The organism is Microbispora sitophila (genome assembly GCF_014892245.1).
Classification (GTDB): domain Bacteria; phylum Actinomycetota; class Actinomycetes; order Streptosporangiales; family Streptosporangiaceae; genus Microbispora; species Microbispora siamensis.
Window position 1 is genome coordinate 33,925 of sequence record NZ_JADBGC010000045.1, and the last position, 1,554, is coordinate 35,478.

The following is a 1,554-nucleotide window of genomic DNA, read 5'->3' on the forward strand; positions in this document are numbered from 1 at the left end:
GAGCACGGGCTGCGGACCTGTCGCAGCAATTAGTGACCTCGTTCCCGGCTGAGGAAGCACGACAGGAGTCGCCTGAAGTCGTGCGGGTGCTCGAGCGCCGGCACGTGCCCGCATCGGCCGAGCACGTGCAGACGGACATCGGCCAGGTGTTCGAGCAGGGGCAGGGCTGCCGTCCCGAGCGGGGTGACTCGGTCCTCGGCGCCGTGGACGAGCAGCACGGGCGCGCGGATCCCTGCCAGCGTTTGCGCCGAGAGGGTGAGCTCGTCGGCCCAACGTGCCCTAGGTGGAGGGAACAACGACGCGAATGCGGCCGCCCCCGCTCGCATCGCAGCTGCACGGGCAGCGACGGCCGACTCGGTCACGAGCGCTTGGTCGAACACGAGGCGACTCAACATGTCTCGTGCCCCGAGCGGGCCGGCGGGGGCGGCCCAGACCGCGTCGAGCTCGGCGGACAGCGGCGCCCCGGGGGCGCCCATCGTCGAGACCGCCACGACACGGGTGACCTGCTGGGGACGCGCGGCCGCCAACGCCAGCGCCACGGCACCGCCCATGGAGTGGCCCACCACGGCGTAGTGCTCGACACCGAGAGCATCCATCAGGCCCGCGGCCTGCTCCGTCCACAGCCGGAGCCCACCCCTGGAGCCCGCCGGGATCGGTGTACGGCCGAACCCCGCCTGGTCAGGAGCCACCAGGTGCCAGGACGTGCCCAGCGCCTGTGCCGTCGTCGCCCAGGCTCCGGATCCGGTCGTACCGGGTCCGGAGCCGTGCAGCATCAGCACCGCGGGCCCGGTGCCGCTCTCCATGACGTGGACGGGGGAGCCGTCGACTGTGACGGTCCGAAGTGCCGTCACCGAGACACCTCGGGTGTGCTCATGCCGATGCGGAGTTGATGGACTTCGAGAAGACCTCCATCATCACCCTGCCGAACTGCGGCATGTCGGGCCAGCCCCGGCAGGAGACGAGGTTTCCGTCCACGACGTCGGGAGCGTCGATGACCGTCGCGCCCGCGTTCTCCATGTCACCGGTGATGGGGGGGAAGCACGCCGTCTTCCGGCCCTTCAGCAGCCCGTACACAGCGGGCACCTGCGCGCCGTGGCACACCAGCGCGATCGGGAGGTTGCGCGCGAAGAAGTGCTCGGTGATGCGCCTGACGTCGGCGTCGACCCGGATCCATTCGGGGGCACGTCCCCCAGGGATGATGAGGGCGTCATAGCGCTCGACGTCGACCTCGGACCAGGTCACGTCGACCGGCAACTTCCGGCCGTTCTTCTCCACGTAGGCGTCGGAGTTGGGGTCGAACTCGTGGATGACCAGCTGAACGTCACGCATCGTCCGTGACGAGACGTCGACGTCCCAGCCGCCCTCCTGCACGCGATAGTAGGGATACATGGTGTCGAGCTCCTCGGCGGCATCGCCGGTAAGGAGCAGCGCTCTGGGCACCTACTTCTCCTCGCAACTGGGGCGGGTGAGGTGGATCCAATCGGATCCGATCCGATTGAGTCAGCATTCCTCGGCCCGGCCCGCCCGTCAAGCCTTTACCGCTATTCGTCCGCG

General features: G+C 69.3%; 2 protein-coding genes. Both read right to left on the reverse strand.

Annotated elements, in window-relative coordinates; genetic code table 11:
- Window positions 1-29 precede the first annotated feature (29 nt).
- Entirely contained in the window at window positions 30-851 is an 822-nt protein-coding gene (locus IL992_RS44020) for an alpha/beta fold hydrolase (RefSeq protein WP_193209225.1), read from the reverse strand.
- A 19-nt stretch (window positions 852-870) separates the two neighbouring features.
- A complete protein-coding gene (locus tag IL992_RS44025) occupies window positions 871-1,440 on the reverse strand; it encodes a DJ-1/PfpI family protein (RefSeq protein ID WP_193209226.1) in 570 nt (189 codons plus the stop codon).
- Window positions 1,441-1,554: the final 114 nt, after the last annotated feature.